General features: G+C 65.2%; 11 protein-coding genes. 10 read left to right on the forward strand and 1 reads right to left on the reverse strand.

Annotation, left to right across the window (positions count from 1 at the left end):
* Position 1 precedes the first annotated feature (1 nt).
* From ACMG4O_RS09395 to ACMG4O_RS09405, 3 genes are all read left to right on the forward strand, one after another.
* Positions 2-1231, forward strand: coding sequence for an NAD(P)/FAD-dependent oxidoreductase (locus ACMG4O_RS09395; RefSeq protein WP_194856515.1), 1230 nt, complete (start codon positions 2-4; stop codon positions 1229-1231).
* Between the two features lie 312 nt (positions 1232-1543).
* Positions 1544-4021, forward strand: a complete 2478-nt coding sequence (locus ACMG4O_RS09400; RefSeq protein WP_414433685.1) for a galactose oxidase-like domain-containing protein — start codon at positions 1544-1546, stop codon at positions 4019-4021.
* 9 nt (positions 4022-4030) lie between these two features.
* Entirely contained in the window at positions 4031-5020 is a 990-nt protein-coding gene (locus ACMG4O_RS09405) for a hypothetical protein (RefSeq protein WP_414433686.1), read from the forward strand.
* A gap of 173 nt (positions 5021-5193) precedes the next feature.
* Here the strand turns inward: ACMG4O_RS09405 and mfd are convergent, their stop codons facing one another.
* Positions 5194-8640, reverse strand: a complete 3447-nt coding sequence (gene mfd / locus ACMG4O_RS09410; protein WP_414433687.1) for a transcription-repair coupling factor — start codon at positions 8638-8640, stop codon at positions 5194-5196.
* A 288-nt stretch (positions 8641-8928) separates the two neighbouring features.
* Here mfd and ACMG4O_RS09415 point away from each other — a divergent pair, with 288 nt between their 5' ends.
* From ACMG4O_RS09415 to nqrE, 7 genes are all read left to right on the forward strand, one after another.
* Positions 8929-9804 (forward strand): acyl-CoA thioesterase, encoded by an 876-nt coding sequence (locus ACMG4O_RS09415; protein WP_185956943.1) that lies wholly within the window; start codon positions 8929-8931, stop codon positions 9802-9804.
* Between the two features lie 80 nt (positions 9805-9884).
* Positions 9885-11339, forward strand: a complete 1455-nt coding sequence (locus ACMG4O_RS09420) for a glyceraldehyde-3-phosphate dehydrogenase (RefSeq protein WP_323745385.1) — start codon at positions 9885-9887, stop codon at positions 11337-11339.
* A 182-nt stretch (positions 11340-11521) separates the two neighbouring features.
* Entirely contained in the window at positions 11522-12868 is a 1347-nt protein-coding gene (locus ACMG4O_RS09425) for a Na(+)-translocating NADH-quinone reductase subunit A (RefSeq protein WP_194856519.1), read from the forward strand.
* Between the two features lies 1 nt (position 12869).
* A complete protein-coding gene (locus ACMG4O_RS09430; protein WP_335628541.1) occupies positions 12870-14129 on the forward strand; it encodes an NADH:ubiquinone reductase (Na(+)-transporting) subunit B in 1260 nt (419 codons plus the stop codon).
* Positions 14129-14911 carry a Na(+)-translocating NADH-quinone reductase subunit C gene (locus tag ACMG4O_RS09435; protein ID WP_142949418.1) on the forward strand — a complete coding sequence of 261 codons (783 nt, stop codon included), beginning with the start codon at positions 14129-14131 and terminating at the stop codon, positions 14909-14911. Before ACMG4O_RS09430 ends, ACMG4O_RS09435 begins: the two co-directional genes overlap by 1 nt.
* Positions 14911-15576: an NADH:ubiquinone reductase (Na(+)-transporting) subunit D gene (locus tag ACMG4O_RS09440; RefSeq protein WP_142949417.1), complete on the forward strand. Its 666-nt coding sequence runs from the start codon at positions 14911-14913 to the stop codon at positions 15574-15576. The genes ACMG4O_RS09435 and ACMG4O_RS09440 overlap by 1 nt, the downstream gene beginning before the upstream one ends.
* Before the next feature lie 24 nt (positions 15577-15600).
* The gene (nqrE, locus tag ACMG4O_RS09445) at positions 15601-16221 is read left to right on the forward strand and encodes an NADH:ubiquinone reductase (Na(+)-transporting) subunit E (protein WP_142949416.1); all 621 of its coding nucleotides are present in this window, start codon (positions 15601-15603) and stop codon (positions 16219-16221) included.
* The last annotated feature ends 8 nt before the right edge of the window (positions 16222-16229 follow it).

The raw sequence follows: 16229 nt of genomic DNA on the forward strand, positions 1-16229 counted from the left end.
AATGCAGCAGTACGATGTGGTGGTAATCGGTGCCGGCGCGGCGGGTTTGATGTGCGCCGCCAGCGCCGGTTACCGCGGCCGCTCGGTGCTGGTGCTGGACCACGCCAACAAGGCCGGCAAGAAGATCCTGATGTCCGGCGGCGGGCGCTGCAATTTCACCAACCTGAACACCACGCCGGACCATTTCGTGTCCGCCAACCCGCATTTCTGCAAATCCGCGTTGCACCGCTACAGCCCCTGGCACTTCGTCGAGATGGTGGAGCGTCACGGCGTCGGTCATGTGGAGAAGGCGCCGGGCCAGTTGTTCTGCGACACCTCCAGCAAGGCGATTCTTCAGGTGCTGCTTACCGAGTGCGAGTGGGCCGGGGCCGAGGTGCGCCTCAAGACATCGGTGACGCACATTAACAACCGGCCGGTGGGCGAGGGCGCCGACAGTGGCGCCTCATCACAAGCGTTGGGGGACGACGGCTTTGTGCTGCGCGCCGAAGGCGAATCGATTCGCTGTGACAAGCTGGTGATCGCCAGCGGCGGGCTGTCGATTCCGACCCTGGGCGCCGGCCCGTTCGCCTACCGGGTGGCGGAGCAATTCGGTCTGCGGGTGCTGCCCACCCGGGCCGGGTTGGTGCCGTTCACGCTGCAGCCCGCCGATAAGGAATGGCTGGCGGCACTCAGCGGCGTCAGCGCCGAGGTGCGGGCCGAGGCCGGGGGGCGCGCGTTCGCCGAGCCCATGTTGATCACCCACCGTGGTCTGTCCGGTCCGGCGATGTTGCAGGTTTCCAGCTTCTGGTCGCCGGGGGAGGCGGTGACCGTGGACTGGCTGCCGGCCCTGGCGGACCCGCTGGCGGCGTTGCGCGAGGCGCGCAAGGCGCAGCCCGCCGCCGGCGTGGAAAAGTGGCTGCGGGGGTTTTTCTCGCAGCGGCTGGCCGCCGCGCTGGCCGAGCACTTCGGCTGGTCCGGACCGTTGCAGCATTACAGCAACGAGGCCCTGGCGGAAATCGCCTCGGTATTGAAAGGCTGGCGGTTCAAGCCGTCCGGCACGGAGGGCTACCGCACCGCCGAAGTGACCCTGGGCGGCATCGACACGGACGCGGTTTCCTCCAAGACGTTCGAAGTGAAAAGCGTGCCCGGTTTGTATTTTATCGGCGAAGCACTGGACGTGACCGGCGAGCTGGGCGGCTTCAATTTCCAGTGGGCCTGGGCGAGCGGCTGGTGCGCCGGCCAGGCGGTGTGATCTGATCCGCCGCGCTTGCAATCGTTCTTTGGTATTAGTACGTTAGTCTCCATAAGTGCTTGATTCCGCTACACAAACCCCCTCAATTTGTTTTCCCCGTCAGCAGCGCGTGAAAATTTTAAGGCGTCTTTGTTAAGCCGCATGTTCATGCGGTGAATAACTGTCGTGATGTGGTAAGACCTGGCACTACCTTCATGACGCCCCTCTTTCCCCCGGCGCACAATCTTGCGTGAGAAGACGTATACATCGCGTCTCACTGATTGGTTTTGAACACCTCAGGTTTGAATAACAACGCCCTCGGGAGAGAGACAAATGAAAAACCTTGAACGGCTTATCGGACTGGGCTTGCTGACCACGGCGCTGATCGCCTGTGGCGGCGACAGCGGTTCCAGTGGTGCCGGCACAACGGCCAGCACCGGCGGCGGTGGTGGCGGTACCCCCGCCACCGACCCCGGCACGCCCCGCGCTGACGATCCGATGGCGCCTGCCCCGGCGCCTCAGGGATCGTCTTTCAGTGGTCGTCAGTACAGCTGTGAAGGCGATGAGTGTCTGGTGGGTAAATTTGAAGGCCCGTTTGCCGAGCCCACCATCCGCTACAGCGATTCCAGCACCGGCGACAACCTGAAAGTGGTGACCACCGAGGACAAATGTCTGGAGGACGCGGACGGTGCCTTGCGCTGTAAGCCCGCCGCCGGTTCCATCGCGCTGTTGCCGGATAACCGGTTGATCTATTTCAACGCCCTGGAAGGCACGGAAAACGTGGAGTTCTCCATCGTCGCCGAATTCGGCTTCGTGTCGGTGAACGACCAGACCCGGGTGCTGAACTTCGGCCCCGCCGGTGCCGACGACCAGATCTCCTGGCAGCGTCCGTCGCCGGTACGCGGCGGCGCCAATGTTGATGGCAACGACAGCGACACGCTGCTGCCCGGCGCCGAGCTTTCCGACGCGGAAAGCACCAACGGTAACGATGGCGCGCTGTTCTGCGCCGACGTGATCCAGCTCGCCGACGGCCGCATCATGGCGGTGGGCGGCACCGACTACTACACCGAGCCGTCCCTGGGTTCCGTGTTCCCGCAGGCCCGCGACGTGCTGGGCTCCATCGATAACGAGGTGCCGCTGCCCAGTAACTTCGGCGAAATCAGCGTGCCCGATGACATCGGTGTGGTGGAGCTGGAAGGCCTGAAAGACGCTCGTATCTTCAATCCGGAAGACAACAGCTGGACCCAGACCGGCCACATGAACCACGGTCGCTGGTACCCCAGCATGGTGACCCTGCCGGACGGCGACGTGTTCGTGGCCAGCGGCGTGACCAAGCTGCTCAAGCCGGTCTACACCGGCGCGTTGCTCGGCGGTGAGAGCACCGGCCTGCGCGAACTGCTGCAGTCCGCGGACAACGTGCGCACCAGCGAAACCTACGATCTCGATACCGGCACCTGGTCCGAGAACGGCGAGCGTCCGCTGCCGGGCCTCGACACCACCGCCGGTAAGCCGCTGCCGCTGTACCCGCGTCTGCACCTGCTGCCCAACGGCCAGGTGTTCTATAACGCGGCCGGTCAGGCGTTCAACCCGTTCGGCCAGTCCTACAACCAGGCGCAGTGGAACTTCGTTTCCGCTTACGATCCGGAAGAACAGCTGTGGACCGACCTGGGCTACGCCGGCCTGAACGTGCAGCTCGACGAGCTGGGCCTGGAGCGCATCACCTCCGCGCTGACCCTGACCAGCCCGAACCTGCTGGAAGATCTGATCGGCACCGGCGAAGGTCTGCTGACCAACCTGCTGGGCGATCCGCTCAACAGCCTGGAACAGCTTGAAAACGTGCTCGGCGACGTGGCCGACCCGCAGGTGGCCAACCGTCTGATCGGCGCCGGCTTCCGCGGTTCCAGCTTCTCCATCATGATGCCCCTGCGTCAGGACGAGAGCGGCAACTACAGTGAAGCCAGCTTCCTCACCGCCGGCGGCGTGCTGGGCGCGGTGGCGGCCACCAGCCCGGGCAGCTACCTGGCGGTGCCCAACAGCCGTCTGGACACGGTGGAAGTGAACGCGGACACCGAAACCGGCATGCGCTACTCCTCCGAGATCGTCGGTAACCTGAACGGCCCGCGCTGGTACTCCACCGGTGTGCTGCTGCCCGACGGCTCCGTGATGGCGTTCAACGGCGCCAACCGGGACGAAGTGGTCCTGCCCGGTTCCGCCACCCCGGTACAGATGACCGAACGGTTTGATCCCGAGACCGGCGAGTGGACCGAAATGGCCACCTCGCTGAACCCGCGCACCTACCACAACACCGCGCTGTTGCTGCCCGACGGCCGGGTGCTGGTGGGCGGCCACGCGCCGATCAACACCGCCTACCTGTTCAGCCTCAACCTGGAAGAGCTGGGCCTGTCCCCGAACGACGGTCGTGACCCGTCCTTCGAGATCTACAGCCCGCCGTACGTGTTCAAGGACCGTCCGGAAATCATCCAGGCGCCGAGTGAAGTGGATCACGGTGACACCATTGAAATCGCGGTGGACGACGCTTCGGCCATCAATGAAGTCATGATGGTGCGCCGCACCAGCCTGACCCACCTGGTGGACGGTGATCAGCGCAACGTGGTGCTGCCGCACACCGCCAACGGCAACAGCGTGCGTGTGCAGATTCCGGAGAACGCGGCGGTGATGCCGGCCGGTCACTACATGCTGTTCGTGAACCGCGTCGCCAGTGACGGTTCCGGCATGGTGGTGCCGTCCGTATCCGCACCGGTTCAGGTGATGCTGCCTTCCAGCACGCCGGGTCTGGTGGTGCAACGTTAAGGAGCCGACATGACGAGACGTAACCGCAATACCCACGCTCGTCTTGCCGCCTGGTTGCTGGGTGCCGTGCTTGCCACGGCGCCCACTCTGGCCCTGGCCCACGGGCCGGAGGCCAAGGCGGTGAAGGCGCGGCTGGCGCCGCTGTCGGACACCCTGGAGGGCATCAACGCCCAGGTGCAGACGACGGTGGCGCCGCAATTGGTGGTGGCCAACGACAGCCCACGCACCCTGGAGATTTTCGACCAGGAAGGGCGGGTGTTCCTGCGTATCAACGAGCAGGGCGTGCTGGCGGACCTGGCCAGCCCGGCCTGGTACCGCAGCCAGACTGCCGCCCGCGGCGTGCCGATTCCCGAAGGCGCCAGCCAGGACGCGGAGCCGCGCTGGGCGCTGGTGCACAAGGAACCCAACTGGGGCTGGTTCGATCCCCGCCTGCGCACCGATGAAATTGAAGTGCCCCACGACATGGAGCACGCCGGCAAGCCGGCGGCGATCAGCCAGTGGTCGGTGCCGGTGCGGCTCGACGGTGAGGAAAGCACCCTGGCCGGTGAATTCCGCTACGAGCCGCTGCCGCCCGGATCCTTTCAGTCGCGGCTGACCTCGGACCCGGAACCGGTCGAGGGCGTTTCCGTGAGCCTGGCGCCGGGCACCGTGCCGGCGGTGCACATTCATAACCAGAGCGGCAAGCCGGTGGTGGTGGCGGACGCTGAAGGTCGCGCGCATCTGCGCATCGGCCCCGGCGGCAGCTTTATGAACGCCAACCAGGAACAGGGCGAGCCGCAATGGGTGAAGGTGGCCGGCGGTTCCCGCTACACCTGGACCGAGCCGCGCGCCACCTACGGCGATCTGCGGCCGCCGGAAAAGGTGTCCGAGGCGGGGCGCCGCGCCCAGGTGGCCACCTGGTCACTGCCGGTCACCGTGGACGGTGAGCCGGTGGCGGTGAAAGGCGTGGTGGACTGGCTGCCCGGCGAGCAAGTCGCCGCCAGCGGCGGGCACCACTAAAGCGGAGGACTTGTAGGAGCGGGCCCAGCCCGCGAAAGGGAGCGAAGCTCCCGGCAGGATTCCAGAGACATTGTTTGCGCGCCTTTAGAAAGCTCTCTGGGATCCCGCCGGCCGGCTTTGCCGGCCTTTCGCGGGCAGGGCCCGCTCCCACCAGTTCGCTCCCACCCGTTGTTTTAAGCGTTTGAGCCGCTCAGGCGGTTCAGGACTTCCCCTACCACCTCAATGCGCTCCTGCGCGGTTTCGGATTCCAGTTCGAAACGGAGGGTGCTGGCGCCTTCCAGCTTGTAGACGTTGGGTCCGGACTGCACCAGTTTGACGATGGTGAGCGGGTCCACCGGGGTGCGCTCGGCGAATTCCAGCTTGCCGCCGCGGCCGTGGGCGTCGAGCCGGGTGATGCCCAGCTTTTCCGCCTGTTGCCGCAGCTCGGTGACCTGGAACAGATTCTTCACCGGGTCCGGCAGCAGCCCGAAGCGGTCGATCATTTCCACCTGCAGTTCCTTGAGCTGGTCGGCGTTCTTGCTGCCGGCAATGCGCTTGTACAGCGTCAGGCGGGTGTAGACGTCGGGCAGGTAGTCCTCGGGAATCAGCGCCGGAATGCGCAGGTTCACTTCCGGGCCGCCGGACAGCGGCTTGGCGGTGTCCGGCTGCTCGCCGCGCTTGAGCGCTTCCACCGCCTGCTCGAGCATTTCCATGTACAGCGAAAAGCCGATGCTCTCCATGTTGCCGTGCTGCTCTTCGCCGAGCAGTTCGCCGGCGCCGCGAATCTCCAGGTCCTGGCTGGCCAGCACGAAGCCGGCGCCCAGGTCGGTGGCCTGCTCGATGGCTTCCAGACGCTTGAGGGCGTCCTTGGTCATGGCGCGCGGCCCGGGGGTGGTGAGGTAGGCGTAGGCCTGGTGGTGGCTGCGGCCCACGCGCCCGCGCAGCTGGTGCAGCTGCGCCAGGCCGAGCTTGTCGGCGCGCTCGATGATGATGGTGTTGGCGCTGGGCACGTCGATGCCGGTTTCAATAATGGTGGAACACACCAGCACGTTGAAGCGGCGGTGGTAGAAGTCGCTCATCACCGCTTCCAGCTCGCGCTCGCGCATCTGCCCGTGGGCGATGCCCACCCGGGCGTCGGGCACCAGCTTGCGAATGTCCTCGGCGGTGCGCGCCATGGTGTCGATGTCGTTGTGCAGGTAGTAAACCTGACCGCCGCGCAGCAGCTCGCGCAGGATCGCTTCCTTGATGGCGGTGTCGTCTTTTTGCTGCACGAAGGTTTTCACCGACAGCCGCTTCTGCGGCGGCGTGGCGATAATGGAAATATCGCGCATGCCGCTCATCGCCATGTTCAGAGTACGCGGGATCGGCGTGGCGGTGAGGGTGAGGATGTCGCACTCGGCGCGCATTTCCTTCAGGCGCTCCTTGTGGCGCACGCCGAAGCGGTGCTCCTCGTCGACGATGATCAGCCCCAGGTCGTGGAAGGCCACCGATTCCTGCAACAGCTGGTGGGTGCCGACGATGATGTCCACCTTGCCGCTTTCCAGCCGCTTGAGCACGTCGGCGCGGTCCTTGGCGTTGCGGAACCGGGACAGCACTTCCACGTTCACCGCCCAGTCGGCGAAGCGGTCGATAAAGGATTCGTAGTGTTGCTGGGCGAGCAGGGTGGTGGGCACCAGCACCGCCACCTGGGCGCCTTTTTGCACCGCCACGAAGGCGGCGCGCATGGCCACCTCGGTCTTGCCGAAGCCGACGTCGCCGCACACCAGCCGGTCCATGGGCTTGGCCAGCTGCATGTCGCTGAGCACCGCGCGGATGGCGCTCTCCTGGTCCGGGGTCTCCTCGAACGGGAAGCCGGCGGCGAAGCGCTCGTAGTCTTCCGCTTCCACCGCGAAGGCGCGCCCCTGGCGGGCTTCCCGGCGGGCGTAGGTGTTGAGCAGCTCGGCGGCCACGTCGTGGATCTTCTCCGCCGCTTTTTGGCGCGCCTTGGTCCACTGCTCGGTGCCGAGGCGATTGAGCGGCGGGTTGTCCGCGCCGCCGTACCGGCTGATCAGATGCAGCGAGGACACCGGCACATAGAGCTTGTCGCCGCCGGCGTACTCCAGCAGCAGGAATTCGTGTTGCTGGCGGTCCACCTCCATGTGCACCAGGCCCTGGTAGCGGCCGACGCCGTGGTCCAGGTGCACCACCGCCGCGCCGGGGCTGATCTCGCCCAGGGTGCGGATGCCCAGCTCGTTGCCGCTTTCCTCGCTGGTGCGCCGGCGGCGGCGTTGCATTACCCGCTCGCCGTAGAGCTCGTTTTCGGTGACCACCAGCAGGTCGTGGTCGGGGGCGTAGAAGCCGGCGTCCAGCTCGCCGCGGGTGAGCGCCCAGCGGTCCGGTTCGTTGATGAAATGCGCCCAGCCCTCCTTCATCACCGGCTGGATGCCGATCTTCTGAATCATCTCCAGCAGCGCCTCGCGGCGGCCGGCGGTTTCCGCCACCACCAGAATGCGGGTGTCCGGGTGGGCGTCGGCGAAGGTGTGCAGCGGCGCCAGCGGGTTGCGCGCCTTGGCGTCGGCGGACACCGTGGGCGGCACCTCCACGTCGAAGCGCACCGCCTGCTCCGAATCCTTCTGGCGGGCCCGGGGCAGGGTCTGCCAGGCGCTGTTGAGCTGATCCGGGCGCAGGAACAGGTCCGTCGGCGGCAGCACCGGCCGGCGGATGTCGTGGCGGCGTTGCTCGTAACGGGCGCTGACCTCGTCCCAGAAGTGTCGGGCGGCCTCTTCACAGCCGGCCATCTCCACCGCCCGCGCCTTGCCGGGCAGGTAGTCGAACAGGGTGGCCAGACCGTCGAAAAACAGCGGCAGATAGTATTCCAGGCCCGGGGTGGCGATGCCCTCGGACACGTCCTGATAGAGCGGCACCTTGCGTGGGTCCACGTCGAAGGTGTCGCGGAAGGCGGTGCGGAACCGGCGGATGCCCTCGGCGCTGAGCGGGTACTCGGCGGCGGGCAGCAGGTTGATCTCGCTGACCTGGCCGGTGGAGCGCTGGGACTCCGGGTCGAACAGGCGCAGCGACTCGATGTCCTCGTCAAACAGCTCGACCCGGAACGGCTGCTCCGAGCCCATCGGGAAGACGTCCATGATGGCGCCGCGCACCGCGAATTCGCCGTGCTCGTAGACGTTGTCGCGCTGCCGGTAGCCGCAGTCCACCAGCCGCGCGCGGGTGGTCTCCATATCGAAGGTTTCGCCCACCCGCAGCATGAAACTGTTGCCGCTGATGTGCAGCGGCGGCGCGATGCGCTGCATCAGGGTGTTCACCGGCACCACCAGCACGCCGGTGCCGGCGCCGTGCAGCCAGTTCAGCACCCGGATGCGGTCGCTGACGATGTTGAACAGGTCGTAGGGCAGGGTCTCCCAGTCCGGGAACAGCATCACCGGCACCTCGCCGGCGGCGCCCGGGTTGCCTGCAAGGTAAAACCCCAGGGCATCCGCCAGCTGCTGGGCGCGGCTGCTGTCCGGCGCGGCCACCAGCAAGGGGCCGTCGGCGGCGCGCGCCACCTCGGCGAGCACGGCGGCCAGGCTGCCGTCGGACAGGCCTTGCCAGTCTTTGTAGTGGTCCTGACCGGTGGGGAACAGCGGGGTATCGGGTAACAGCGTCATTTCGTCTCCAGCAGAGGGCGCGCATTGTACCCCACCGGTGTGCCGGTTTGGGAGCTTGCCCTGTGGGAGCTTGCCTGCAAGCGAAAGGCCGGCAAAGCCGGCCGGCAGGATACCAGAGGCCTTTCTAACGGAGTTACAAACAGCGTCTCTGGCATCCTGCCGGGAGCTCCGCTCCCTTTCGCGGGCGGGGCCCGCTCCCACAAGCCCGCTCGCACAAGGCTTGCTCCCGCTGAGTTGTGGTAACATCTTCGCCGTTTTTATTGGCCCGGTCGCGGTAGGGGAGAGAGCATGAGGGAATCAGTCAGTGAATTGATGCAGCGGTTCCGCCTGGAGCCGCTGGAGGACAACCTGTTCCGGGGGCTCAGCGAGGCCAACGGGCAGAGCAGTATCTTCGGCGGCCTGGTGGCCGGGCAGGCGTTGCTGGCGGCCTCGATGACGGTGCCGGAGGACCGCCCGGTGCACTCCCTGCACGCCTATTTCCTGCGGCCCGGGGATATCCGCCAGCCGGTGGTCTACGACGTGGACCGGATCCGCGACGGCAAGAGCTTCACCACCCGCCGGGTCAACGCGATTCAGCACGGCCGTCCCATTTTTAGTCTGTCCACGTCATTCCAGGTGGAAGAGGAGGGCAGCCGCCACCAGACGCCGATGCCGGACGTGCCGGCGCCGGAGGATCTGGAGAGCGACGAGAGCGCCCGCCTGCGGGTGGCGGACCGCATTCCCGAGCAGTTCCGCGCCGCCTTTCTGCGCGAGCGGCCGGTGGAGTTCCGCCCGGTGACGCCGCGCGACGTGTTCGCCCCGGAGTCCCGCGAGCCGCTCAAGCAGTTCTGGTTCCGGGTGCCGGACCCGATCGAGGCGGACCGCATGACCCACAAGGCGTTGCTGACTTATTGTTCGGATTTCGGTTTCATGGGCACCGCCATGCAGCCCCACGGCATGACCTTCTGGCAGAGCAACGTGCAGTGCGCCAGCCTGGACCACGCCATGTGGTTCTATGACGACCTGCGGGTGGACGACTGGCTGCTCTACCACTGCGAGAGCCCCGGCGCCGCCGGCGCGCGGGGGCTGACCTTCGGCGCCATCTACCGCCGCGACGGCACTCTGGTGGCCTCGGTGGCCCAGGAAGGGCTGATGCGGCTGCGGCCGGGCGAAGACCCGGTGTAAGTACCCTGGAAGATGCGCGGGTTTGGCGCTATCATGCGCGCCCCCATGACCGCCAACCCAAACCGATGAGGGGCGCAGCCGTGAACAAACTGGAAGACCACTTCGGACGCTGGAAAAACCGCGAAGAAATCGCAGAGGCCATGATCCCCATGATCGGCCGCCTCTACCGCGAGAAGAACGTGACCACCACCGTGTACAGCCGGTCCCTGGTCAACAATTCCGTGATCCAGATCCTCAAGACCCATCGCTTCGTCAAGCAGATCGAGGACTCCGAGCTGTTCGAGAGCGGTCTTTCCGTGGTCGATTCCTTCCCGATCCTGCAGGAAGTGACCAAGCTGGATCTGGGCCCCTGCCGCCTGGACATCGGCAAGCTGGCGGTGGAGTACAAGAAGGACAGCCGTGGCCTGTCCGTCGAGGACTACGTCCGCGAGGAGCTGGGCGAGGCGGTCAACGATAAGGTGGACCTGCCGGGCCAGACCGACGTGGTGCTGTACGGCTTCGGCCGTATCGGCCGCCTGCTGGCCCGCCTGCTGATCGAGAAGACCGGCTCCGGCGACGGCCTGCGCCTGAAGGCCGTGGTGGTCCGCGAGACCGGCAAGGGCGACCTGCAGAAGCGCGCCAGCCTGCTGCGCCGCGATTCCGTGCACGGCCCGTTCGCCGGCACCATCGCCGTGGACGAGGAAGACAACGCGATCATCGCCAACGGCAACTACATCAAGATCATTTACGCCAATGATCCGTCGGCGATCGACTACACCCAGTACGGCATCAAGGACGCGCTGCTGGTGGACAACACCGGCAAATGGCGGGACCGCGAGGGTCTCGGCCAGCACCTGAAGTGCCCGGGCATCAGCAAGGCGATCCTCACCGCGCCCGGCAAGGGCGACATCAAGAACATCGTGCCCGGCGTCAACCACGGCATGGTGGAGGACAGCGACACCATTCTGTCCCTGGCGAGCTGCACCACCAACGCCATCGTGCCGCCGCTCAAGGCGCTCAGCGACAAGTTCGGCATTGAGTACGGCCACGTGGAGACGGTGCACTCCTACACCAACGACCAGAACCTGCTGGACAACTTCCACAAGGGTCCGCGCCGGGGCCGGGCCGCGCCGCTGAACATGGTGCTGACCGAGACCGGGGCCGCCACGGCCGCCGCCAAGGCGCTGCCGGAGCTGGGCGGCAAGCTCAGCGGCAACTCCATCCGGGTGCCGACCCCGGACGTCTCCATGGCGATTCTCAACCTGACCCTGGAGCAGGAAACCACCCTTGAGGAGCTCAACGACTACCTGCGCTGGGTGAGCCTGCACTCGCCGCTGCAGCGTCAGCTGGACTTCATCCGCAGCCCGGACGCGGTGTCCACGGACTTCGTGGGCTCCCGGCACGCGTCGGTGGTGGACGCCGAGGCCACCATCGTCAACGGCCGACACTGCGTGCTTTATGTCTGGTACGACAATGAGTTCGGCTACAGCTGCCAGGTGGTGCGGCTTCTGCAGCAACTGTCCGGGGTGGAATACCCGATTTACCCCAAGGATTGAGCCGTCAGCCAAGGAAAAGCCCGCTATCGCGGGCTTTTTTTCGACTAATAGCCACACGGTCAGTCCTGGCATCCGAACCACTCGGTCATTATAATGGCGCCGCCTTCCCACCTCCGCCTCCATCGCGGCCATCCGGGGAAAGCACCGCTTGACTTCAGAACACGCAACGTGGGCGAGACACTATGATCAAAATCAAGAAGGGGCTTGACCTGCCCATCGCTGGCGCGCCACGCCAGGCGATTGAGGAGGGTCATCAGGTCCGTTCTGTCGCCGTGCTCGGCGGCGACTACATGGGGATGAAGCCGACCATGGAGGTCCGCGAAGGCGACACGGTCAAGAAGGGCCAGCTGCTCTTCACGGATAAAAAGACCGATGGCGTGAAATACACCGCCCCCGCCGCCGGTAAGGTGGTGGCGATCAACCGCGGCCACAAGCGCGTGCTGCAGTCGGTGGTGATCGAGGTGGCCGACCAGGAAGACGAGGTCGAGTTCGACGCCCATGACGCCGCCGCCCTGGCTTCCCTGGACCGCGAGGCGGTACAGCGCCAGCTGATCGATTCCGGCGAGTGGACGCTGCTGCGCACCCGCCCGTTCGGCAAGGTGCCGGCGCCCGGCACCACCCCCAACTCGATTTTCGTCACCGCCATGGACACCAACCCCCTGGCGCAGGACCCGGCGGTGGTGATCAAGGCCAACGAGAGCAGCTTCCGCCACGGTCTCGCCGTGCTGGGCCGCCTCACTGACGGCCCGGTCTGGGTGTGCCGCGCGCCGGGCGGTGATCTGCCGGCCTTCGCCGAAGGCCAGATCCGTGAAGAAACCTTCACCGGCAAGCACCCGGCGGGCAACGCCGGCACCCATGTGCATTATCTTGACCCTGTCAGCCTTGCCAAGACCGTCTGGACGGTGGGCTATCAGGAAGTGATCGCCATCGGCAAGTTGTTCACCGAGGGCAAGATCAGCACCGACCGGGTAGTGGCGCTGACCGGTCCCCAGGTAAAAACGCCGCGTCTGATGCGCACCCGCGTGGGTGCCGGCATGGAAGACTTCACGCGCGGTGAACTCAAGGACGGCGACAATCGCATCGTGGGCGGCTCCGTGTTCAACGGCCATCACGCCCGCGGCCCGCTGATGTTCCTGAGCCGTTTCAGCAACCAGGTGACGGTGCTGCGCGAAGGCCGCGAGCGGCAGTTGCTGGGGTATATCTCACCGGGGCCCAACCGCTTCTCGGTGATGAACATTTATCTGTCCAAGCTGATGCCCGGCAAGCGCTTCAATCTGACCACCACCACCAACGGCAGTGAGCGCGCCATGGTACCGATCGGTGCCTACGAGCAGGTGATGCCGCTGGACATTCTGCCCACTCAACTGTTGCGCTCGCTGATCGTCGGCGACACCGATTCCGCCATCGCGCTGGGCGCGCTGGAAGTAGTGGAAGAGGACCTGGCGCTGTGCACCTACGTGTGCCCCGGCAAGTACGAGTACGGGCCGATTCTGCGCGACAACCTGACCACGATCGAGGTGGAGAGCTGAGATGGGCCTGAGAAACTACATCGACGACAAAATCGCGCCTCATTTCCACGAGGGCGGCAAGCTCGAGAAGTACTACGTCTTCTTCGAGATGTTCGACACCATGCTGTACAGCCCGGATTCGGTGACCCGGTCCGCCGCCCACGTGCGCGACGGCATCGACCTGAAGCGGATCATGATGACGGTCTGGTTCGCCACCTTCCCGGCGATCCTGTTCGGCCTCTACAACACCGGTTATCAGGCCAACCTGCAGATCACCGAGTTCGGTTACGACGCCATCCCCGGCTGGCGCGCCGACCTGGTGGCCATGCTGGCGGGCTTCGACTACCAGAGCTTCTGGGCCAATATGCTGCACGGCCTGGTCTACTATGTGCCGATTCTGGCCACCGTCTACCTCACCGGCTTCTTCTGGGAAGCCCTGTTCGCGTGGAAGCGTGGCCATGAGGTGAACGAGGGCTTCTTCGTCACCGGTATCCTGTTCACTCTGATTCTGCCGCCGGCGATTCCGCTCTGGCAGGTGGTGCTGGGCGTGTCCTTCGGCGTGGTGATCGGCAAGGAAGTGTTCGGCGGCACCGGCAAGAACTTCCTCAACCCGGCGCTGGTGGGCCGTGCCTTCCTGTATTTCGCCTACCCGGCACAGATGTCCGGTGACGCGGTGTGGACCGCGGTGGACAACTTCTCCGGCGCGACGCCGTTGTCCCTGGCCGCCAGCGGCGACCTGAACTTCGCCGCCGGCCTGGGCGAGAACGCCCTGGCCGCCGGCGCCAACGGCGCCACCCAGAGCCTGGCCTGGATGGACACCTTCCTGGGCGGTATCCAGGGTTGTATCGGCGAGACCTCGGTGATCGCCATCGGCCTGGGCGCGATCTTCCTGCTGTTCACCAAGATCGCCTCCTGGCGCATCATGCTGGGCGTGCTGCTGGGCATGGTGGCGATGAGCGCGGTGTTCAACGGCGTCGGCAGCGACAGCAACCCGATGTTCGCGATGCCCTGGTACTGGCACCTGACCGTGGGCGGCCTGGCGTTCGGCCTGGTGTTCATGGCCACCGACCCGGTGTCCGCGGCGATGACCAACACCGGCAAGCTGATCTTCGGCGCGCTGATCGGTGTTATGACGGTGCTGATCCGGGTGATCAACCCGGCGTTCCCGGAGGGCATCATGCTGGCGATTCTGTTCGGCAACCTGTGCGCGCCCTTGATTGACTACTTTGTTACCCAGGCGAACATCCGTCGTCGCCTGCGTCGGACCGGGGGAGTGGCGTAATGGCTGGAAAGAACGAAAGCGTAGGCAAGACTCTGCTGGTCGCGTTCCTGGTGTGTCTGGTGTGCGCGGTGGTGGTCTCCACCGCCGCCGTGAGCCTGCGCCCGGTGCAGCAGAAGAACCAGACCCTGGACCGGCGCGTGAACATTCTGCAGGCCGCGGATCTGTACCAGCCGGGCATGGACGTGGAAAAGGCGTTCAACACCATCGAGCGCAAGTTCATTGATCTGGAAACCGGCGAGTACGTGGAAAAACCGGACTCCTACGACCAGCTCAAGGCCGCCAAGGATCCCGAGCGCAGCGAGCGCCTCAGCGGCGAGGAAGACATCGCCGGCATCAAGTCCCAGGCGGACGTGGCCGAGGTGTTCCTGGCGCGCAAGGATAACGGCGAGCTGAGCCGCATTATCCTGCCGGTGCGCGGTTACGGCCTGTGGTCCACCCTGTACGGGTTCATGGCCCTGGAAGCCGACGGCAAGACCATCGCCGGTCTGGGCTTCTACCAGCACGGGGAAACCCCGGGCCTGGGCGGTGAAGTGGACAACCCGAAGTGGAAAGCACTCTGGGAAGGCAAGAAGCTCTACGACGAAGACGGCGACATCGCCATCGAAGTGGTCAAGGGCTCCGTGGACAGCGGTACGCCCAACGCGGAAAACAAAGTCGACGGCCTGGCCGGCGCCACCCTGACCAGTAAGGGCGTCAGCAACCTGGTGCGGTTCTGGGTCGGCGAGAAGGGCTTCGGTCCTTATCTTGAGCGCATGCGGAACCAAAGCGGAGGAGAAGCGTAATGGCGGAGAAAACCAAGGACCTGTTATTCGGTCCCATTTTCGACAATAACCCCATCGCGCTGCAGATCCTGGGTATCTGCTCCGCGCTGGCGGTCACCAGTAACCTCAGCACCACGGTCACCATGTGTATCGCTCTGACCCTGGTGGTGGCGTTCTCCAACTTTTTCGTCAGCACGATCCGCAACAGCATTCCCTCGAGCATCCGGATCATCGTGCAGATGACCATCATCGCCTCGCTGGTCATCGTCGTGGATCAGTTCCTGAAAGCCTACGCGTACAGCATCTCCAAGCAGCTGTCGGTGTTCGTCGGCCTGATCATCACCAACTGTATCGTGATGGGCCGCGCCGAAGCGTTCGCCATGCAGAACAAGCCGCTGCCGTCGTTCATGGACGGCATCGGTAACGGCCTGGGCTATTCCGTGCTGCTGCTGGTGCTGGGCTTTATCCGTGAGCTGTTCGGCGCCGGCAGCCTGTTCGGCGTGCAGGTGCTGCCCTCGGTCGCCGACGGCGGCTGGTACCAGACCAACGGCCTGCTGTTGTTGCCGCCCAGCGCCTTCTTCCTGATCGGCTTCTTTATCTGGGCGGTGCGCGCCTGGAAGCCGGAGCAGGTGGAAGAGGACGACTTCAAGATGAAGCCGCACACCCGTGTCAGCGACGCGTTCTAAGCGACGGCCTGGAGGATTTGAAGCATGTTTGAACATTATCTGAGCCTGTTCGTACGCGCCGTTTTCGTTGAGAACATGGCGCTGGCTTTCTTCCTTGGCATGTGCACCTTTATCGCCGTGTCCAAGAAAATCTCCACGGCCATTGGTCTGGGTGTCGCCGTGGTGGTGACCCTCACCATCACCGTGCCGGTGAACAACCTGATCCTGAACTACCTGCTCGGCGAAGGCGCATTGGCCTGGACCGGCATCGAGGCGCTGGCCAATCTGGACCTGCGCTTCCTGGGGCTGCTCAGCTACATCGGGGTGATCGCCGCGCTGATCCAGATTCTCGAGATGACGCTGGATAAATACGTGCCCAGCCTCTACAACGCGCTGGGCGTGTTCCTGCCGCTGATCACGGTGAACTGCGCGATTCTCGGCGCGTCCCTGTTCATGGTGGAGCGTGACTACAACCTGGGCGAGTCCCTGGTTTACGGCATCGGCGCCGGCACCGGCTGGGCCCTGGCCATCACGCTGCTGGCCGGTATCCGTGAGAAACTGAAGTACAGCGATGTGCCCGACGGCCTCAAGGGGCTGGGCATCACCTTCATTACCGTGGGGCTGATGTCGCTCGGGTTCATGTCCTTCTCCGGCGTGCAGTTGTAAAGGGGAAA

It is taken from the genome of Alloalcanivorax venustensis, from assembly GCF_047495515.1.
GTDB classification, from domain to species: Bacteria; Pseudomonadota; Gammaproteobacteria; order Pseudomonadales; family Alcanivoracaceae; genus Alloalcanivorax; species Alloalcanivorax venustensis.